At 73.0% G+C, this 19,868-nt stretch carries 17 protein-coding genes; 5 read left to right on the plus strand and 12 right to left on the minus strand.

Translation table 11 applies throughout. The annotated features are described in order from the left end of the window. Positions 1–10 precede the first annotated feature (10 nt). Positions 11–2,221 carry a molybdopterin cofactor-binding domain-containing protein gene (locus ACFV9H_RS19505; protein WP_385399676.1) on the minus strand — a complete coding sequence of 737 codons (2,211 nt, stop codon included), beginning with the start codon at positions 2,219–2,221 and terminating at the stop codon, positions 11–13. 249 nt (positions 2,222–2,470) lie between these two features. Between ACFV9H_RS19505 and ACFV9H_RS19510 the strand changes: the two genes are divergently transcribed. Both ACFV9H_RS19510 and ACFV9H_RS19515 read left to right on the plus strand, forming a co-directional pair. Continuing rightward, the gene (locus ACFV9H_RS19510) at positions 2,471–2,719 is read left to right on the plus strand and encodes an SCO4226 family nickel-binding protein (RefSeq protein ID WP_385399603.1); all 249 of its coding nucleotides are present in this window, start codon (positions 2,471–2,473) and stop codon (positions 2,717–2,719) included. Between the two features lie 193 nt (positions 2,720–2,912). Continuing rightward, complete coding sequence (locus ACFV9H_RS19515; protein WP_385399605.1) at positions 2,913–4,334, plus strand: PP2C family protein-serine/threonine phosphatase; 1,422 nt, start codon at positions 2,913–2,915, stop codon at positions 4,332–4,334. Positions 4,335–4,437: 103 nt separating this feature from the next. Here ACFV9H_RS19515 and ACFV9H_RS19520 read toward each other — a convergent pair whose 3' ends face one another. After that, on the minus strand, positions 4,438–5,931 hold the full coding sequence (locus ACFV9H_RS19520) for a hypothetical protein (RefSeq protein WP_385399608.1): 1,494 nt from the start codon (positions 5,929–5,931) through the stop codon (positions 4,438–4,440). 229 nt (positions 5,932–6,160) lie between these two features. Here ACFV9H_RS19520 and ACFV9H_RS19525 point away from each other — a divergent pair, with 229 nt between their 5' ends. From ACFV9H_RS19525 to kstD, 3 genes are all read left to right on the plus strand, one after another. Beyond that, on the plus strand, positions 6,161–7,288 hold the full coding sequence (locus tag ACFV9H_RS19525) for an aminoglycoside phosphotransferase family protein (RefSeq protein WP_385399611.1): 1,128 nt from the start codon (positions 6,161–6,163) through the stop codon (positions 7,286–7,288). A gap of 14 nt (positions 7,289–7,302) precedes the next feature. Further along, entirely contained in the window at positions 7,303–7,434 is a 132-nt protein-coding gene (locus ACFV9H_RS19530; RefSeq protein ID WP_385399613.1) for a hypothetical protein, read from the plus strand. 89 nt (positions 7,435–7,523) lie between these two features. After that, positions 7,524–9,308 carry a 3-oxosteroid 1-dehydrogenase gene (kstD, locus tag ACFV9H_RS19535; RefSeq protein WP_385399616.1) on the plus strand — a complete coding sequence of 595 codons (1,785 nt, stop codon included), beginning with the start codon at positions 7,524–7,526 and terminating at the stop codon, positions 9,306–9,308. A 28-nt stretch (positions 9,309–9,336) separates the two neighbouring features. On the opposite strand, the gene ACFV9H_RS19540 is transcribed toward kstD, so the two are convergent. The 10 genes from ACFV9H_RS19540 to ACFV9H_RS19585 all read right to left on the minus strand — a co-directional run bounded on the left by ACFV9H_RS19540 (position 9,337) and on the right by ACFV9H_RS19585 (position 19,708). Further along, entirely contained in the window at positions 9,337–9,837 is a 501-nt protein-coding gene (locus tag ACFV9H_RS19540; protein ID WP_385399619.1) for a hypothetical protein, read from the minus strand. A gap of 148 nt (positions 9,838–9,985) precedes the next feature. Further along, complete coding sequence (locus tag ACFV9H_RS19545) at positions 9,986–10,747, minus strand: maleylpyruvate isomerase family mycothiol-dependent enzyme (protein ID WP_385399621.1); 762 nt, start codon at positions 10,745–10,747, stop codon at positions 9,986–9,988. 33 nt (positions 10,748–10,780) lie between these two features. Continuing rightward, positions 10,781–13,819: an ATP-binding protein gene (locus ACFV9H_RS19550; protein WP_385399624.1), complete on the minus strand. Its 3,039-nt coding sequence runs from the start codon at positions 13,817–13,819 to the stop codon at positions 10,781–10,783. A gap of 136 nt (positions 13,820–13,955) precedes the next feature. Beyond that, complete coding sequence (locus tag ACFV9H_RS19555; RefSeq protein WP_385399627.1) at positions 13,956–14,363, minus strand: ACT domain-containing protein; 408 nt, start codon at positions 14,361–14,363, stop codon at positions 13,956–13,958. 24 nt (positions 14,364–14,387) lie between these two features. Further along, positions 14,388–14,765 carry a hypothetical protein gene (locus ACFV9H_RS19560; protein WP_385399629.1) on the minus strand — a complete coding sequence of 126 codons (378 nt, stop codon included), beginning with the start codon at positions 14,763–14,765 and terminating at the stop codon, positions 14,388–14,390. Positions 14,766–15,143: 378 nt separating this feature from the next. Continuing rightward, positions 15,144–15,371, minus strand: a complete 228-nt coding sequence (locus ACFV9H_RS19565; protein ID WP_385399678.1) for a DUF397 domain-containing protein — start codon at positions 15,369–15,371, stop codon at positions 15,144–15,146. A 121-nt stretch (positions 15,372–15,492) separates the two neighbouring features. Further along, a complete protein-coding gene (locus ACFV9H_RS19570; protein WP_385399632.1) occupies positions 15,493–16,668 on the minus strand; it encodes a thiolase domain-containing protein in 1,176 nt (391 codons plus the stop codon). Beyond that, positions 16,665–17,735 carry a thiolase domain-containing protein gene (locus ACFV9H_RS19575; protein ID WP_385399634.1) on the minus strand — a complete coding sequence of 357 codons (1,071 nt, stop codon included), beginning with the start codon at positions 17,733–17,735 and terminating at the stop codon, positions 16,665–16,667. The genes ACFV9H_RS19570 and ACFV9H_RS19575 overlap by 4 nt, the downstream gene beginning before the upstream one ends. Then, a complete protein-coding gene (locus tag ACFV9H_RS19580; RefSeq protein WP_385399637.1) occupies positions 17,735–18,694 on the minus strand; it encodes a Zn-ribbon domain-containing OB-fold protein in 960 nt (319 codons plus the stop codon). Before ACFV9H_RS19580 ends, ACFV9H_RS19575 begins: the two co-directional genes overlap by 1 nt. Positions 18,695–18,907: 213 nt before the next feature. Further along, positions 18,908–19,708: a crotonase/enoyl-CoA hydratase family protein gene (locus ACFV9H_RS19585; RefSeq protein WP_385399639.1), complete on the minus strand. Its 801-nt coding sequence runs from the start codon at positions 19,706–19,708 to the stop codon at positions 18,908–18,910. Positions 19,709–19,868 lie beyond the last annotated feature (160 nt).

A 19,868-nucleotide genomic window follows, 5' to 3' on the forward strand; every position in this document is an offset into this window, starting at 1 on the left:
ACTCCAGCGGTTAGCGCGGGTAGGGGGTGAAGTCGACGTCGAAGTCGAGGGGGAAGCTGCGCGGCTTGGAACCGGTGGCCCGGGCCCAGGCGTTGGCGATGGCGCCGACGGCGGCGGGCACACCGAGCTCGCCCGCGCCGCCCGGTTCCTCGCCGGTGGCCGGGAGTACGAAGACCCGTACGTCGAGCGGGGTGTCGCGCTGCTTGGCCCAGTGGAACTGGCTGTAACTGCCTTCCAGCGGCAGCCCCTTGTCCAGGTGGAGCCCGGCGCGCAGCGTGGTGGAGATGGCGTCGGTGAGGCCGCCGATCATCTGGGCCTCCAATCCGCGCGGGTTGACGGGCAGGCCCACGTCCACGGCGATGACCGCCTTGGTGACGCGGACGTGCTCCGGGTCGCGGGTGTCGATCTCGACGAGGCAGGCGGTGCGGGACTTGTACTCCTCGTGGAAGGCGATGCCCTGCGCGCGGCCCGCCCCCATCGGCTGGCCCCACTCCCCCTCGGCCGCCACCTTGTCGAGTACGGCGCGCTGGGCGGCGGTCTTCAGGAAGAGGCGGCGGAACTGGTAGGGGTCGCGGCCCGTCTTCGCGGCGAGTTCGTCGACGACGATCTCCTCGGCGCCGCGCGTGTTGGCGGAGTACACCGAGCGCCAGGAGCCGGTGGGGACGCCGGTCGGCACCTCGGTGAGGGCCTGCGTGGTGAGGCCGAAGTTGTAGGGGGACTTCACCGTGGTCAGGAACAGGGTCTGGGCGAGGGTGGCGTTGCCGATGCCGAGCGGCAGGTGCGCCGCGGTCGCGGTGATGATCTCGCCGAGCCCGTGCCGGAAGTCGGTCTCGGCGGCGGCGACGCGGTGCTCGAAGCTGAGCACTTCGCCGAGCAGGTGGGTGGCGCGGATCTTGTGGTGGGTGGCGGGGCGCATCCGGCCGTGCCGCGTGTCGTCGACGCGGGTCCACATCAGCTTGACGGGGCGGCGGCAGGCCTTGGAGACGCGGGCGGCCTCCAGGGCCGCGTCGAAGAAGAGCCGCCGGCCGAAGGAGCCGCCGGCCTGGACCACGTGCACCTGCACCTTGCTCAGCGGCAGTCCGAGTTCGGCGGCGATGGTCTCGCGGGCCACGATCGGGGACTTGAGTCCGGACCAGATCTCGGCGCGGTCCTCCCGTACGTCGGCGATCGCGGAGTTGGTCTCCATCGGGGCGTGGCTGACGAACGCGAAGTCGAACTCGGCGTCCACGTACGGGGTCAGCAGCGGCGGCACCAGCAGCGGCGGGGTGGCCGCGCGCAGCTTCGTACGGACCTCCGCGTCGGAGAGCCGGTCGGCCGGGCCGGGGCCCCAGGTGACCTGAAGGGCGGCCTTCGCGGTCAGGGCCTGCCCGAAGGTCTCGGCGACGACGGCGACCCCGGTGGGGACGGTCACCACGTGCAGGACGCCCGGCATGGCCTGGACGGCCGCGAGGTTGGTGACGGAGCGGACGGTGCCGCCGAGGGTGGGCGGGCGGCGCACCACGCACGGCTTGGCGCCGGGCACGTCGAGGTCGAGGGTGTACTTCTGGGCGCCGGTGACCATGGCCCGGGCGTCGACGCGGCCGGTGGGCTTGCCCACGAGGATGTGCTTCGCCGTCTTCTTGGGCGTGGCGCCGAGGACGACGAGCGCGGGGTCGGCGGCGGCCGCGGCGAGGCTGCCGTAGTCGGCGGTGCGGCCGTCGGGGGCGCGGACGGCGCCGTTCGCGGTGGTCAGGGTGGAGGCGGACAGGCTCCAGCGGACGGCGGCGGCCGCGACGAGCCGGGCCCGGGCGGTGGCGGCGCACTGGCGGACCGGACCGTAGAGGGAGCGGATCGAGTTGGAGGAGCCGGTGAGCTGGTTGAAGACGAGCTCGGGCCGGGCGTCGTCCAGTTCGACCCGTACATCGGCCAGCGGCGCGTCGAGCTCTTCCGCGACCAGCATCGCAACGGCGGTGGTCAGCCCCTGGCCGACCTCCTCGCGCGGCAACCGGAAGCGGATGGTCCCGTCCGCCTCCACGGCGAGCGCCAGCAGGGCGGAGGTGGGCGCGCCGGCCAGGATGAACAGGTCGCCCAGGTCGATGACGTCGGCGATGGCGGGCAGGCTCGGCACCACGGCGTGGGCGGGCTGCGGGGCGACCGCGTCGAGGCCGGCGCGGGTGACGAGGGCCAGCGTCGGCGCGGCGACGAGGTAGGTGAGGAAGGAGCGACGGCTCTGCCCGGTCATTTCGTTGGTCCCCACGCTCCGCGGGTCCGCCCGAGCGGACCCGCCCCTTATTACCGGCACGTAGAGTAGCGAGCCGGGGGTGCGGTGGGAAGCCCGGTCAAGGGGTCCTCCGTTCGGGTTACGCGGTGCGCGGCGCCTTGCGGCGAGGACGCTCGTACAGGTCGGCCGTACGAGCGAGCAGGCGTGGCCGGAAGGCCGTTTTTCGGCCGCGGGCGGACGATGGAAGAGACGATAAGGAGGTGCTCCGCGATGGCCAAGTTCATGGATGTCCACACGGACATGAAGGGCATCACCCAGGAGCAGCTGACCGCCGCCCACAAGGCGGATCTGGCGATCGAGAAGGAAGAGGGAGTCCACTTCGAGCGGGCATGGGCCGACCCCTCGACGGGCACGGTCTACTGCCTCTCCGAGGGCCCGTCCGCCGACGCGGTCCAGCGGATCCACACGCGCACGGGACACCCCGCCAACGAGATCCACCCGGTGCCGCTGAGCGTGTAGTGGCGCGCACCTGACCGGATTCGTTCGCACGCGAACGGCCTTCGGTGGGACGGCCGAGAGGCCTGCGGCATATGCCAGAAGCAAGACCGTTGCGGATGTTGCCAAACGCCTTACACGTAGTCGCTGCCTGTGCAACAGTCGTTACCGGTCCTTCCTTCAGACTTGGCCGTGCCGCGCCTGTATCGGAGTTCTCATGCCGTCCCACCTGTTCGCGGACCGTCCCGCGCAGCCGCCCGAGCCGGGGTCGGTGGACGCACTGATCTCACAGACCCGGCGGCTGCGGGGAGAAGTGGACGCGGTGCGCCGCGACACGGTCGTCGACGACGACGACGCCCAGGGCCGTTGGCAGCGTGCCCTGTGCGACCTCGCCGTGCACCACCTCGACGACCTCGGCGAGCACCTCGGCCAGCTCAAGGAGGGCCTGCCGCCGGCGCCCGAGACCATCGAGCTCCCGCAGACTGCCCCCGAGGCCGGCCCGGAGGCCCAGACCCGGGTCGGCAGCGCCGAGTGGAACCTGCTGACCGACGAGGTCAGCTGGTCCGACGAGCTGTTCCAGATCTTCGGCCGCTCCCCCGAGGCGGGCCCGCTGCCCCTCGACGAACTGGGCTCCACCCTGTTCTCCGAGGACCAGCCGCTGCTCACCGCGTGGGTGACCGCCTGCCTGGTCGACGGCAAGGCCATCGACGGCGAATTCCGCATCGTCCGGGCCGACGGCAGGGTCCGGACGTTGCACATGAGGGGCGAGCCGGTACTCGACTCCGACGGCTGCACGGCCTCCATGTGGGCCGTACTGCGGGATGTGAGTGAACTGCGGCGGAGCCAGCGGGCGGTGCGCGAGTCCCGGGACTCGCTCCAGCGCCAGCGGGAGATCGCGCAGACCGAGCACCGGCTGGCGGTCGAGCTGCAGGAAGCCGTGCTCCCCCCGTGGCGCGGCTCCCTGCGGTTCCCGCACGGCAACGCGGGCACGCTGGACGTGGCCGCCCACTATCTGCCCTCCTCGACCAGCGCGCTGATCGGCGGCGACTGGTACGACGCGCTCGAACTCCCGGACGGCAGCTCGATGCTGACCGTCGGCGACCTGACCGGCCACGGCGTGACCGCCACCTCGGGGATGGCGATGATGCTGGGCGCCCTGCGCGGCATGGCCATGGCCGGGATCGAGCCGGGCCCCCTGATGGGCTGGCTCAACCAGCTCCTGGAGACCTCCGTCCAGCCCGCGCTCGGCTCGGCCGTGTGCTGTCGCTACGACGCCACGCGCCGCGTCCTGTCCTGGGCGCAGGCCGGCCACCCGGCCCCCCTGATCTTCCGCCGCGGGTCGGGCCGGTCCCTGCTGCCGCCGGAGGGCGTGCTGCTGGGCGCGACCTCCGGAGCCGTGTACGGGCAGGCCGAGGAGCGGCTCGAAGTGGGCGACGTACTCGTCCTGCACACGGACGGACTGACCCCGCGCAGCATCGAGTTCAGCCGCGCGGACGGGACCGAGCGGCTGCTGGCCCTCGCGCCGCGGTTCTCGGCGGCGCGGTCGGCGCAGGACTGCGTGCGGATGGTGATCGAGGAGTTCGGCGAGAGCGAGCGCGAGGACGACGCGTGCGTGCTGGTCGCCCGGGTCGGCGGCTGACTCCGCGCCGCGTTCCTTCTCGGGTGCTTCGACGGACGTGCCTCGGGTGTCTTCGACGGACGTGCAGGGGGGCCGCGCCACACGGCGCGGCCTTTTCCCGTGGTCAGATCGCCGCACCCCGGGCCCGCGGCGCCGGGCTGTCGGGGAGGGCCAGCTCGATCTCCTCGCGGAGGTCCTCGATGCGCGCGTACCCCGAGTACTGGCCGGTGAGCCGGTACATCTCGCGCAGCCGGTCCCATGTCCGGTGCGAGGAGGTCTCGTTCATCGAGACCAGCGCCAGGCGGGCGTACCGGTCGGCCTGTTCCGGATCGTCGGCGATGAAACAGGCCGACGCCATCGAGATGTAGTCGAAGATCTGCGAGCGTTGGTAGCCGTCCCCGCGCAGCCGCAGGGCCTCCCTGGCGTGGCGCGCCGCGATGGGCGCCGCCGTGGCGTCGTGGTCGGCGAGGGTCCGGTACGCGAGGGCCTGCATCCCGTGCAGGTCCGCCTCGTCGAAGTGCTGCATCCAACTCGGCGGCGGCACGTCGCCCTTGTCGGAGACGAACAGCTCCTCCGCCTCGCCCAGGGTGCGGCGCATGGCCTGACCCTTGCCCATGGCGGCCTGCGCCCAGGCCTCGATGGTGTGCAGCATGGCCCGGGTGCGCGGCAGGGTCCGCTCCCCGGAGCCGGACTGGGCGAGCTTCATCAGGTCCAGGGCCTCGTTCGGCCTGCCGAGGTGGACCATCTGGCGGGCGGCGCGGGACAGCGCCTCTCCCGCGCGCGGCCGGTCGCCGCCCTCGCGGGCCGCGTGCGCGGCGATGACGAAGTACTTCTGCGCCGTGGGTTCGAGGCCCACGTCGTGGGACATCCAACCCGCGAGCACCGCCAGGTTGGCGGCCACCCCCCAGAGCCTGCGCTGGAGGTGGTCCGGGTGGTGGTAGGCCAACATCCCGCCGACCTCGTTGAGTTGTCCCACGACGGCTTTGCGCTGGAGGCCGCCTCCCCTGGAGGCGTCCCAGGCGCGGAACACCTCGACGGAACGTTCCAGTGCCTCGATCTCCTGCGAGCCGATCGGGGCGGCCTCGTAGCGGTCGTAGCCCGCCGGGTCGGCCTGGAAGGCGTCCCCGAAGTGCTGCGCCTCCTTCGCGAGGGCGGGGTCGGTGTGGAGCCAGTCGTGCATGGCGTTGCTGAGGGCGGAGCCGGCGGTGAGCGCGGCGCCCGCGCCCATCAGACCGCGACGGTTGAGCATGAGGTCCATTCCCGTGAATTCGGTGAGGACCGCGGCTGTGCGTTCGGGCGCCCAGGGCATTCCGTCGGGGTTCTGCCGATCCCCGTCCGGCTGCCTTCTCGTGGTGCGCCGCTGCCGTACGAACCCGAGGTCCTCGTTGGTCACGACACGACCGAGCCGCTCGGTGAACAGTGCTGCCAGTACCGTGGGCACCGGTTCGCGCGGGGTCTCCCCCATGTCGATCCAGCGCCGCACCCGCGAGGTGTCGGTGGCCAGCTGGGGGTGGCCCATGGCCGCCGCCTGCTTGTTGACCATCCTCGCCAGTTCGCCCTTCGACCAGCCGGCCAGGCCGAACAGGTCGTTCAAGCGGGTGTTTGGACCCTTGCTCACGTCAAGCCCCCAGGTTCTCGGCTGAGTTGACAGTAACCCCCCGCCACGCCCCCACGGCATATTCGCCAGGCTTCGCCAGGGCACGCCCGATGGTTCGCCACGGGCGGCCGGGTGTCAGGTAGGAATGCGCCTCCCCGACCCGGTCACCGGCGGAACTCCCCAGGGTGAAGTACGGGATCCGGCGGGGCGGCGTACGAACCCAGTCGGCGCACGAAGGGATCCGTAAGCCATGTACGCAGCAACGTCCTCCGTGTCCGCACCTGTCCGGCCCTACCGCACGCTCCCGGCGGCGGGTGGCAGCCCCTACCTCGACCCCGGCCGGCCCGCGTCCGCGACGCAGGGCGGCGCCCGGGCGCGACGGATGCCGAGTGCCGGATCGCAGCCCATCAGCGGAAGAATCGACCTCTCGGGCCCGCAAGGGGCGCAACTGCGCACCGCGCTCGCCTCGGTGCAGCGGATCTGTCCGGAGTTCGCGCCGGTGCAGGTGCTGCGGCGCAGCGGCCGTTCGGTACTCCTGGTGGGGACCACCGGTCGGATGACCGCCGTCGCGAAGGTTTTACTGGACCACTCGCCGGAGTGGCGCGAGCGCTACCGGCACGAAATAGCGGCGTACCGGACGTTCGTCCGGCACCGCCCTCCGGTCCGCGTGCCGCGGTTGATCGCCGCCGACCCGGAGAACTGCACGTTGGTGGTGGAGCGGATGGCGGGCCGGGTCGCGGCGCTCCAGCGGCACCCGGTGGAGCCGCCGCCGCGGGTGGACCTGCGGGCGGCCCTGGGGGCGGTGTGCCGGGTCAACCAGTGGCGTCCGCCGGCCGAGCAGTTCGGGACCCCGTTGAACTACGCGCGGCGGATCGCCCGCGACTACGAACTGGGGCTGCTGACCGACCGGGACCTGGGTGACCTGCAGAAGCTGCTGCACGGCGTGAAACTGTCGGGCACGGCGCTGCAGTTCAACCACGGCGACGCGCTGCTGTCGAACCTGCTCCTGTCCCCGGCGGGGCCGGTGCTGCTCGACTGGGAGCACGCGGGCTGGTACCTGCCCGGCTACGACCTGGCCACGCTGTGGACGGTGCTGGGCGATGCCCCGGCCGCCCGGGCACAGATCAGCCGGCTCGCCCAGGCGGCCGGACCGGCCGCGCGGGACGCCTTCCTGGTCAATCTGATGCTGGTGCTGACCAGGGAGATCCGGATGTCCGAGACGGCGGTGCAGCGCTCGATGCTGGCGACCGCCCCGACCCAGCCGCTCCCGGCGGGCGCCCTGTCCTCGGGAGAGGAACAGCGGCTGCTGCTGCGCCGGCTGCACGACGACGCCGGGATGGCCCGTAGAGCGGTGCGCGCTGCCGTCGGCACCCGGTAGGCCCCGTCGCCCCCATGACGCGAAGTCCCGTGGCTCCCACCGCCACGGGACTTCGCCCGTTCCGGGCCGGGTACGCCGAGTACGTCGCGGGGCTGATGGGCGTGGTGATGGTGGCGCACTGGAGGCGGCGGCGCCGGATGCCTTGACATCACATGATCCCCCGAACACCTTTTCTGACTCAGCATCAGACATGCTGGAGCCACCCTCGCCCTCCCCACACCGCTGGAGCCTGCCCATGTCCGCAAGCGCTTCACGCACATCCCCCGAAACCCTCCCCTCCAGACGAACGGTCATCGCCGGGACGGGAGCCGGGGTGCTCGCCGCCACCGTGTTGCCGTCCGCCGCGGCGCGCGCCGCGGACGGTCCCGCGCTCGGCGAGTACGACGTCGTCGTGGTCGGTTCCGGGGCCGCCGGGATGACCGCCGCGCTCACCGCCGCCAACCGGGGGCTGAGCGTGCTGGTCGTCGAGAAGGCCCCCACCTTCGGCGGTTCGGCCGCTCGCTCCGGGGCCGGCATCTGGCTGCCGAACAACTCGGTGATCCTCGGCGCGGGGGTGCCGGACACCCCGCAGAAGGCGGCGACGTACCTCGCGGCCGTCGTCGGGAGCGAGGTGCCGGCCGACCGCCAGGCGGCGTTCCTCACCAACGGGCCGCGGATGCTGGACTTCGTGGTGGCCAACAGCCCGCTCAGGTTCCGCTTCATGGAGGGGTACAGCGACTACTACCCCAACCTGCCGGGCGGCCTCCCGAACGGCCGCTCCATCGAGCCGGACTACATCGACGGCCGTCTCCTGGGCGCCGAACTGGCCCACCTGAACCCGGCGTACATGCCGGTGCCGGCCGGGATGGTGGTGTTCAGCCAGGACTACAAGTGGCTGAACCTCGCTGCGGTGAACGCGAAGGGGCTCGCCGTGTCGACGGAGTGCCTGGCGCGCGGCACGGAGGCGGCGCTGCGCGGGGAGAAGCCGCTGACCATGGGGCAGGCCCTGGCGGCCGGGCTACGGGCCGGACTGATGCGGGCCGGGGTGCCGGTGTGGCTGAACAGTCCGCTGGTGGACCTGGTCCAGGAAGGCGGCACGGTCACCGGAGTGGTGGTCGAGCAGGCGGGCGTCCGCGGCACCGTACGGGCCCGGCGCGGGGTGATCATCGGCTCGGGCGGCTTCGAGCACAACGCACAGATGCGGGCGCAGTACCAGCAGCAGCCGATCGGCACGCAGTGGTCGGTGGGTGCGAAGGAGAACACCGGCGACGGCATCCGGGCGGGGCAGCGGGCGGGGGCGGCGCTGGCCCTGATGGAGGACGCGTGGTGGGGGCCGTCGATCCCGCTGCCCGGGGAACCGTACTTCTGCCTCGCCGAGCGGACCCTGCCGGGCGGGTTGATCGTGAACGCGAACGGCGCGCGGTTCGTCAACGAGGCGGCGCCGTACAGCGACGTGGTCCACGTGATGTACGAGAAGGACCGGGGCGCGGTCGGCTCGCACATCCCGGCGTGGCTGATCGTGGATCAGAATTACCGCAACAAGTATCTGTTCAAGGACATCCTGCCGACGATCGTCTTCCCGAACTCCTGGTACGAGGCGGGCGCGGCGAAGAAGGCGTGGAGCTGGGACGCCCTCGCCGGCCAGATCGGGGTCCCGGCGGCGGCACTGCGGGCGACGCTCAACCGGTTCAACGCGCAGGCGTGGAACGGGACCGACTCGGACTTCCACCGGGGCGACACGGCGTACGACCACTACTACACGGACCCGGGGGTGACGCCGAACTCGTGCCTGGCGCCGATCTGGGCCCCGCCGTTCTACGCGTTCAAGATCGTGCCGGGGGATCTCGGTACGAAGGGCGGCATCGTGACGGACGCCCGGGCCCGGGCGCTGCGGGCGGACGGCTCGGTGATCCGGGGGCTGTACGCGGCGGGCAACGCGAGCGCGGCGGTGATGGGCCACAGCTACGCGGGGGCCGGATCGACGATCGGTCCCGCGATGACGTTCGGCTACGTGGCGGCGAACGACATCGCGGACGCGTGACGTCGTGGTCTAGCGGTTACTGCTGCTGCTAGCCCTGCTGGAACAGCTCGGCGGGGAGCGGCTTCAGGAGGGCGTAGAGGTCATCGGTGATCGGGCGGTCCCAGCTGGCGATGGTGACCAGCACGTTGTCACTGCGGTCGAACTGGACGCAGGAGATGCGGGACTCCGACAGCTTGATCTTCCGGACGATGAGGAGGTTGTCGCCCTGCATGACGGGGCAGTCCTCGACGCCGTTGACCTCGACGTCCTCGTCGTTCTCCAGCGCGTCGAGGAGCTGGGCCACCTCGAAGGGCACCTCGCCGTCGGCGAGGTCCCGGGCGGGGGATCCCTCGGGCAGGTTGCCGATGATCATCGCGGGGCCGCGTCCGCCGAACAGGTCGTAGCGGAGGAAGACGCCCTGGCAGCTTCCGTCGGGCGCGGGCAGCAGCCCGGCCCCGAGATTGCCCGGCCAGTCCCCCGGGTCCATGGCCAGGACATCGAAGTCCGGGCCGGCGGGTGTGGCGGCGCGGTGGCGGCGGAGGAAGGACATGCCGCCATGGTACGTGTCCGCGCGCCCTTTCCGACCCGGGGGCCTCGATCCGGCCGACGCCCTCCGGCGCCCGGCCCGCGCGACGCCGGGGGGCCGGCGGGGGGCGGGCGGCGGGCGGGCCGGCGGCCTCCGAGTGGCGTACCGCCCGTCAGACCGGCGGGACCAGCGTGAACCATTGCTGCAGCCGGGTGGCGTCTCCGGAGACCCGCAGGGCCGTGGCCGGGAGGCGGCCCCAGAGGAAGAGGTCGAGGTCCGAGGCCGTCCCCGCGGCCTCGACGTCCACCGGCGCGGTGGGGTCGGGCTCCAGCCGTACCTCGTCACCGGCGAAGACGACCGTCCAGGATTCCGGGCCGTCGGTACGCCGGAAGCGGTACCGCTCCCCCGTTCCCGGCGGGGCCTGCTTCCAGGAGCGGCGGGCCGGGGCCATCACCTCGAACGTCTGGGGCACGGCGTCCGCCGCCACGGCCGGGTCGAGGGGGTCGGGGGTGCCCGTCGCGGCTTCCGCGTCCCAGCGGTGGACCGCCAGCTCGATCAGCTGCATCCGCAGCCAGAAGCCCGAGCTGTGCTCCGCCGACCAGCTCCACACGGGGGTGTCCGGTCCCAGCTCCCGGAAGAGCTCCACCAGCTCCCGCGCCCCCTGCGCGAACCAGTCCGTCAGCGCCTCCGGGTCGGCCGGGACCTCCGGGAGGGCGAGGCCGGCCGGGTCCGGTGGGGCCGCGAGCCGCTCCCGCAGCACGTACGCGAGGTAGCGGTGCACACCCCCCAGGTGCCCGACGAGGTCGGAGACCGACCAGCCGGGGCAGGAGGGAACCGGGGGCAGCGGCTCGCCGGGATCGACGGCGCGGCGGACGGCCTTCTCGAAGGCCGACGCCTCGCTCTGGAACAGGGTGATCCGTTCTGTGTGGTCCATGGGATCACCCTGCCCGCCGAACGGTGGGTCCGATCACCTTGAGCTACGGGCGAACGCCTCCAGCGCGGCCTTCAGTCCGGACCGGTCGGTACCGAGCTTGCGGCAGGCGTCCGAAAGCGCCCAGTCCGGCTCCGGGCCGCCGTCCACGGTCAGGCCCGCGGCCGGGGCCGTTGCTGGGGCCGGGGCCGGGGCCGACGCCCTGCCGGGAGCAGCCCCCGGCTCCCCGCCCGGCGCCGAGGCCGTGCCCCTGCCCCCGTCCGGGACCGCGCCGCTGCCCGGAGACGAGGCCATGGCCCTGCCCGAAGGCATGGCCGCGACCGCGGGGGATTCCCCGGCCGGGCCGAAGTCCACGTCCGGCGCCGTCTCGGCCCGCACCGCGCGCCGCGCGGCGCGGAGCTCCTCCTCCGTCAGCCCGTCCTCCCGGGACGACCCGCACGGGAAGCCACCGCCCACCCCCAACAGGGTGTCGGCCGTTTCCGCCGCCAGAGCGTCCGCGCCGCATTCCCGCGCCGTCACCACGGCCCGGGTCAGCAGGTCCTCGTCCCGCAGCTCCGTGCCGAGCGCGGCCAGCGCGCGGGCCAGTTCGTAGCCCGCCGGAGAGGCCGCGAGCACGGCCACGGCCTCCCGCAGCAGCCCCGCCCGGTCCCGCGGGGCCGCGACCTCGGCCGCCACCCGCAGGGCCTGGCCGATGCCCGAGGGAGCACCGAAGGCGCGGGCCCGCCGCAGGGCGTCGGCGGCCAGGGCTCGCGCCCGCTCGGGGTCCTCCGCGGCCACGGCCCTGGCCAGGTAGAGCCGCCAGGGGCACCACGCCGGGTTCTGGATGCCGCGCGGGGTCAACCGCCGGTCGACCTCCTCCAGTTCGGCGGCGGCCGCCTTCGTGTCGCCCCGGGCCAGCAGCAGTTCCGCGTACACCGTCTGGGAGTCCGGGAAGACCACCGCCGCCGGGAAGGGCCGGCCGAACTCGTGCTCCCGCGCCAGCTCCCAGGCCTCGTCGGTCCGTCCCCGGGCGAGCAGCGTGGTGATGAGGATGGCGATGGTGTACCAGTGCACGGGCGTGCCGCGCCCCACGCGCTCGGCGAGCTGCAGCCCGGCCCGGGCCAGTTCCTCGGCCTCCGCGAGCCGCCCCCGCCGGAAGCGGATGTAGGCGCGCAGGCTGTAGCCGAAGGAGAGGTGCGCCCCGCGCCAGCCCTGCCGTTCGAACTCGGCGGTACCCGCCTCGAAGAGCTCGTCCGCGCGGCCCGGCCGGTCGGCGTACATGTGGGCCATGGCCACCAGTACGGGGACCTCGAAGCCGCGGTCCTCATGCGCCCAGCTGAAGCCTTGTTCCAGGACCCGTCCGGCGTGGTGCAGGACCACGTCCACCGGTTCACCGCGCAGGCAGGCGTCCCAGGCGCGCAGTCCGATGACGTACCGCTCGGTGAGGTCCCGGCCGGTCAGCCGGTCGGCGAGCCGGGCGAGGCGCCGGGAGCGGGCCGGGGAGTCGGTCTCGGCGGCGTTGAAAGCGTCCCACATGAACTGCTTGGACTGCAGGCGCAGTCGGGCGCGGACGTCCGGGGTGTGCGCGATCTCCCGCGCGAGGGATTCGGAGGCCTCGGCGAGGCGGTCGCTGTGGGCGAGGACCTGGGCGAGCCGGATGACGATGCCCTGGCGCAGGGCCGGGTCGTCGATGGGCTCGGCGAGGGCGGCCCGCAGGTGGTTGACGGTGTTGGCGGGCTCCGTGAGCAGGGAGGCGCAGCCGAGTTCGTACAGGACGGCCGCTCGTTCGTCGAAGTCCGGGGGTTCGCGCAGGGCGCGGGCGAGCTGGCGGCGGGCCGCCTCGGGGGCGCCGGCCCGGAGGTTCTCGCCCGCGGCCTCCCGCAGGGTGCGCACCACCCAGGGGTCGTTCTCGGGGTGGGTCTCCAGGAGGTGGCGGGCGGCGGCCGAGGCGCCGAGTCCGGCGTCGACCACGGCCGCGGCGGCCTTGCCGTGCAGGGCGACGCGCAGGGCGTCGGGGATGGCGCGGTATATGGCGGTGGCGATGAGCGGGTGGACGAACTCCAGCCCCGCGTCGGTGTTTTCGGTGGCGGAGGCTTCGGTGGCGGCCGACAGGATGCGGGCGTCCCGCAGCCGACCCGTGGCGTCCACGGCCTCCTCGGTGCCGAGGGCGGCGACGCGGGCGGCGAGGTCCTGCGGGATGGCGGTGCCGAGGATCGCGCAGGCCCAGGCGAAGCGGACGGTGGACGGGCCGAGGCGTTCGAGGCGGGCGACGAGGCCGCTGCCGCGCTGGGCGGCGGCGAGGTCGCGCAGCAGCGGTGCGCTGGCCTCGACCGGTGGCAGGCCCTTGTCCTGGATCTTGGCGGTGAGTTCGACGGTCTCGAAGGGGTTGCCGGTGGTGACGGCCCAGGCCTCCTTGCAGAAGGCGTCGTCGGCGTGCTCGCCGATCGTCTCGCGGACCAGGGTGGCCACGGCGGGCGCGGTGAGCGGGGCGAGGGAGAGCGGGCGCTGCCCCGCGCGACCGGGCAGCGTACGGAAGGCGTCGGCGTGCGCGGGCAGTTCGTCGGGGCGGTACGCGGCGACGAGCAACAGCGGCAGGTGTTCGGCGCGCGGGGCGTAGGCGGCGAGCCAGCCGAGGGACTCGGGGTCGGCCCAGTGGGCGTCGTCGAGGACGAGGGTGACGGGGGCGCGCTGGACGACGAGGTGGGTGAGGACCCAGTCGAGTCCGTCGCGCAGGCCCTGGGGGTCGGGCGGGGCGCCCTGTTCGGGGGCGCAGAGGCCGAGGGCCGGGCCGACGATGGCGTACCAACTCCCCAGGGCGGCTCGCAGTTCCTGCTCGGAGGTGCCGGCGAGCTGCGGCTGGATGAGCTGGCGGGCCACGTGGAACGGCTGGCTCTGCTCCTGTTCGCCGCCTCGCGCGGCGAGGACGGTGCAGGAGCGGGCGTGGGCGCGGCGGCGCAGTTCGGCGAGGAGGGTGGTCTTGCCGAGTCCGGCGGGTCCGGAGAAGGCGAGCAGCGTTCCGCCGGCGTCCGGTCCGGTGCCGGTGAGCTGGTCGAGGGCCTCGTCGACGATGGCGAGTTCGGTCTCGCGTTCGACCATTGTGCGCCGTATGCGGGTCCGGCGTTCCGTCATGGCTGGTACCCCCCAGGCCTGTTCGGGGAGATCAGCGTACGCCCGCGCGGATCGGGAGGGAGCCCGCTGTCGGAAAGAATCCGATCTTCTTTTCAGCGGTGCGTCAGCCCTGCCCGGAACGCTGCGCGAGGCCTTCCAGAACGGCGACGGCCTCGGCTGCCCGGTCGGCCGCCACGAAGAGGTGGTCGTGGTGGTAGCCGGCGATGACGTTGCAGCTCAGGCCGTGTGCGCCGAGTTCGGTGGCGAAGGCGGCGGTGAGGCCGACGGCATCGAGGGCGGAGTGGACGCGCAGGGTGATCCAGCCCGCGGTGTAGTCGTAGGCGAGCCCGGCCGCGTCGGCGTCCTCCTGGCTCAGGACGAGCGTGAGCCCCTCGCGCTCCCGGATCGTGGCCACGGGGGCGGTCCCGGCCGGGACGGTGGTGCCGGGGACCGTGCAGAACACGTACAGGCCCTCGTTCAGCTCGGGCCGCATACCGCTCAGGAGTTTGCGCAGATCGCTCTCACCGCTCATGGCGCCACCCTATGGCGTTGCCGATCACGTGCCCTCGTAGACGCGGCGGTGCCACCAGGCGTAGGGGCGGCCGCGCCAGTCGAGCCCGATCAGGAAGGGGATGGACGCCGGCAGCGTGCGGCGGCGGAACTCCTCGTCCAGCGCGTGCAGTACGCGGCCCAACGCGCGTCGGGACTCGGGCGGCAGCGCGCGGTACAGATCGGCCAGCTCGTCCCGGACCACGGCGACGTCGTCGAGCGCGCAGCCGGGGCAGGACGGGCACTCGGAGGGGACCAGCCGCAGCCTGTTCCCGGGGCGGCGCAGGAAGGCCCGGTACATGCTCAGCAGGCTCGCGACCTCGCGGGCCCGGCCACGCAGCGCCCAGTGGACCTCCGCGCTCGCGGCGGGTGAAAGGCGGTCCACGGGCGGGAGTTCCCGCGCCCAGGCGGACGGGCGTCGGCCTTCGAAGTTTCCTCGTGCGGCGCGCAGCGCGCCCGGCCGTCTACGCGGCATCGCCCTTTCGGCGGTTGATCGTCACGGCCCCATCCTGCCGGGCCGCCCCGCGCGGGGCAACGGTTTTACGCGGCCGCGACCCGCTGCCCAGCGGCCGGGCGGCGGGTCGCGACGGGCATGACAGGGCCCGGTGCCGTGACCGGAAAGGTTCACCGGGTCACGGCGCTCGGCACGGCACCTCGCCGCGTTGTCGGACCGCGCGAGTACGTCCGGTACGAGCCGCGGCCCTCCGCCTTGCGATGCACCGCACCGAACACCGCGCCCCGGCAAACCTTTCCGGCCACCGCACTAGGTGAGGTCGAACTCCCCGCCCCGCGCGTTCAGTACGAACCTGCGCCACTCGTCCGGCGCGAAGATCAGTGAAGGGCTCTCGGGGCGCTCGCTGTTGCGCATCGCGATGAAGCCGTCGACGAAGGCGATCTGCACGTCGCCCGCTCCCCGGCTGCTCGACTGCCAGTCCGCCTCGGTGAGATCGAGGTCCGGCTTGCCCCAGCCGGCGAGCGGCTGTGAAGTCATGCTCTCTGCCACGTGCGTGCTCCTCCCGGTACGTCGTCCGGGGGCAAGGTTAACCACCGCAGCGGGTGCCGCACAGGCCACGGTGAGTCACCCTTGACCGGTCCGGCACCCCTGGGACCTCTCAATGGGTCGGTTCCTCCGCCCCCACCAGCCACATCGCGAAGAACTGCGCGCCGCCGCCGTACGCGTGCCCCAGGGCGCGGCGGGCGTCCGGGACCTGGTGTTCGCCGGCCTGCCCGCGGACCTGGAGGGCGGCCTCCGCGAAGCGGATCATGCCGGAGGCACCGATCGGATTGGTGGACAGCACGCCGCCCGAGGGGTTGACCGGAAGGTCCCCGTCGAGTTCGGTGACCCCGGCTTCGGTGAGCTTCCACCCCTCGCCCTCCTCGGCGAAGCCGAGGTTCTCCAGCCACATCGGCTCGTACCAGGAGAACGGCACGTACATCTCCACCGCGTCGATCTCGCGGCGCGGATCGGTGACGCCGGCCTGGCGGTAGACGTCGGCCGCGCAGTCCTTGCCGGCCTGCGGCGACACGAAGTCCTTGCCCGCGAACAGGGTCGGCTCGCTGCGCATCGCCCCGCCGTGCACCCAGGCGGACGGCTTCGGCGAACGGGCCGCACCAGCCCGGTCGGTGAGGATCATCGCGCAGGCCCCGTCCGAGGAGGGGCAGGTCTCGGAGTACCGGATCGGGTCCCACAGCATCGGCGACGCCTGGACCTTCTCCAGGGTGATGTCGTGCTCGTGCAGGTGCGCGTAGGGGTTCTTCAGCGCGTTGCGTCGGTCCTTGTACGCGACCAGCGAGCCCACCGTGTCCGGCGCCCCGGTGCGCCGCATGTACGCGCGCACGTGCGGGGCGAAGAACCCGCCGGCGCCCGCCAGCAGCGGCTGCTGGAAGGGAACGGGCAGCGAGAGCCCCCACATCGCGTTCGACTCGGACTGCTTCTCGAAGGCGAGGGTGAGGACGGTCCGGTGGACGCGGGCGGCCACCAGGTTGGCGGCGACGAGGGCCGTGGATCCGCCGACCGAGCCGGCGGTGTGCACGCGCAGCATCGGCTTGCCGACCGCGCCCAGCGCGTCCGCCAGGTAGAGCTCCGGCATCATCACCCCCTCGAAGAAGTCGGGGGCCTTGCCGATGACGACCGCGTCGATGTCCGCCCAGGTCAGTTCGGCGTCCGCGAGGGCGCGGGTCGCGGCCTCGCGGACCAGGCCGGCGATGGAGACGTCGTGGCGGGCGGCGACGTGCTTGGTCTGCCCGATCCCGACGATCGCGACAGGCTCTTTACCCGGAGTGCTCACCGAGCGTCCCCTTCCAGGACGGCGACCAGGTTCTGCTGGAGGCAGGGGCCGGAGGTGGCGTGGGCGACGGCCCGGTCGGACTCGCCGCAGTGGATGCGGGCGGCCGCCTCGCCGATCCGGATCAGGCCCGCGGCCATCATCGGGTTGGCGGCGAGCGCCCCGCCGGAGGGGTTGACCGCGACGGCGTCCCCGAGGCCGAGCACCTTGCGGAGCACGACCTCCTGGGAGGAGAACGGCGCGTGCAGTTCGGCCGTGTCCACGGGGGCTTCGAAAACGCCCGCGCGTTCGGCCGCGATGCGGGTGGACGGCGAGTCGGTGAGGTCGCGCAGGCCCAGGCTGTGGGCTTCGATGCGGTGGTCGATGCCGGTGATCCAGGCGGGGCGTTCGCACAGCCTGCGCGCGGTGTCGCCCGCGGCGAGGATGACGGCGGCGGCGCCGTCGCCGATGGGCGGGCAGTCCCCCGTCCGCAGCGGCGCGACCTGGTAGTCACCCTGCGGGACGTCACCGGCGAGCTGGGCGTGCGGGTTGGCCTCGGCGGCGGCCCGGCTGCGGGCGCCGATGGCGGCGAGGGCGGGCTCGTCGGTCTGGCCCGAGTCGATCAGGGCCTGCGCCTGGAGGGCGGCGAGGGCCACGGAGTCGGGCCAGAGCGGAGCCACGTAGTACGGGTCGAGCTGGCGCGTCAGTACGTCGCGTACCGAACCGGGCGAGGACTTCCCGTACGAGTAGACGAGCGCGGTGTCGGCCTCGCCGGTCTGGATCTTGACCCAGGCCTCGTAGAGGGCCCAGGCGCCGTCCATCTCGACGTGCGACTCGGAGATGGGCGGCCAGGCGCCCACCCCGTCGAGGGTCATGGTGAAGGAGAAGGCACGACCGGCCAGGTAGTCGCTGGAGCCGGAGCAGGTGAAGCCGATCTCGCCGGCCTTCAGCCCGGTGGCGGCCAGTACCTGGTGCAGGACCGGCATGACCATTTCGACTTCGCTGAGTTCGGCGGTGTCGCGGCGGTGGTCGCTCTGCGCGAAGGCGACGACGGCGACCTCGCGGGCGTACCTCGGCGGCGTCTTCGGCATCAGATGAGCTCCTTGTACGCGTCGTAGTCCGCGTCCGGCTCGCCGGTGGGGCGGTAGTGGTCGGGGTAGCGGCCGCCTTCGGTCCAGACCGGTTCGACCCGCAGGCCCATGCGGACCTGGTCGTACGGGATTCCGCCGATCCGGCCGTGGAGGGCGAGGCCGGCGCCGTCGAGGGCGATGTGGGCGTAGACGTAGGGGACCTCGATGTCGAGGTTCTTGGCCTTGATGTTGACGATGCAGTAGGTGGTGACGGTGCCCGCCGGGCCGACTTCCACCTGGTCGGTGGTGGCCACTCCGCAGGTGGGGCAGGCGCCGCGCGGCGGGACGTACACCTTGTGGCAGGACGGGCAGCGCTCGCCGACGGTCTTCTGCTCGGAGAGGGCGTTGATGTACGCGGTCTGGGCGCGGCCGGGGCTGTAGGTGTAGTCGAGGCGGGCGCGGGCGACGATGCCGTGGACGGCGTCGTCGAAGGCTCCGTCGTGCGGGGCGGCCGCGCCGACCTCCGGTCCCTCGTACGGCTCGAAGCAGGCGATGTCGGTGATCGCCCCGGCACGGTCGGCGGCCCACCGGATCCGGACCCGCATCCCGGTGCGCACGGCGTCGGGGCCGGGGGCGTCGAGGGCGTGCAGGAGGGCGGTGTCGGCGCCGTCGAGCTTGACCAGCACCCAGGCGAAGGGGGTGCCCAGGGGCTGGTTCGGGCGGGGTTGGCCGTTCCAGGCCCAGGTGGTGACGGTGCCGGTGTCGGAGACCTCGACGAGCTCCCGGATCTCCTCGGCGGTGACGGGGTCGTACTCGACGGGCGGGACCATCACCGCGCCGCCGGAGGTCTTCACGCCGAGCACGACGCCCTCGCGCAGCCCGGTGAGGAAGGCACTCTGGACGCGCCCGAGGGACCGGGTGAAGGGGAACTCGACGACGAGGGGCGCGCGGAGCACCTCCGGTGGGGAGGCAGCTGTCATGGTGGCTCTCCGATGTCCAGGACGAATAAAGGGCGTGCGCCACCACGGACGCACAAGCAACTCCAGCCGCCGGGGGCAACTCCAGCCCCGCCGGGCAAATCCAGCCCCGCCGGCGTTTGAGGCGCGGGGTCTGGGGCGGAGCCCCAGCAGCGGCGCCGCACCTCACACGGCACGCCCGGCCCGGCACGGCACGGCACGGCGCTCCGCCAGGGGCTACTCCCGCCGATACTGCGGCGGCCGCTTCTCCGCGAAGGCCCTCGCCCCCTCCTTCGCGTCCGCCGTGTCGAAGATCGGCCACCCCCGCAGCAACTCCGCGGCCAGCCCCTCCGTCTCGGTCAGCTCGGCGGCGTCGTAGACGGATGCCTTGACGGCCTCCACCGCCAGCGGCCCGCACGCGTTGATCCGCTCGGCGATCTCCAGCGCGGCCTCCAGCGCCGTCCCCTTCGGCACCACCCGCCCGACCAGGCCGATCGCCGCCGCCTCCTCGGCGGAGTACGGCCGTCCGGTCAGCAGCATCTCCAGGGCGTGCGTGCGCGGGATCTGGCGCGGCAGCCGCACCGTGGAGCCGCCGATCGGGAAGAGCCCCCGCTTGACCTCGAACAGCCCGAAGGTGGCCCCCTCCCCCGCCACCCGGATGTCGGTGCCCTGCAGGATCTCCGTCCCGCCGGCCACGCAGTACCCCTCGACCGCCGCGATCACCGGCTTGCGCGGCCGGTGGTGGCGCAGCATCGCCTTCCAGTGCAGGTCGGGGTCGGCCTTGAGGCGGTCCCGGTACTGGTCTCCCGCCATGCCCTTCCCGGCCAGCGCCTTGAGGTCCATGCCGGCGCAGAAGTCGCCTCCCGCGCCGGTCAGCACCACCGAGCGGATCTCGTCGTCCGCGTCCGCCTCCAGCCAGCCGTCGTACAGGCCCACCAGCAGCGGCAGCGAGAGCGCGTTCTTCGCCTCGGGCCTGTTCATGGTCAGCACCAGCGTGGCACCGCGCCGTTCCACGGTCAGGTGTTCCGTCCCACCCATTGCCGTCCTCCCGTCTCAAGACCTAGAACAGGTTGCAGTAGCGGGGGGTGCAGTTCAATAGTTTTCTGACACTCAGTCAGATTTCTTGTACGGCGCCCTTCCCACTTCCCTTCGGCGGCGCTCTAATGACCGCCGAGCAGACCAGCCATGCGCGTCAGGA

The organism is Streptomyces sp. NPDC059874 (assembly GCF_042731135.1).
GTDB lineage: Bacteria > Actinomycetota > Actinomycetes > Streptomycetales > Streptomycetaceae > Streptomyces.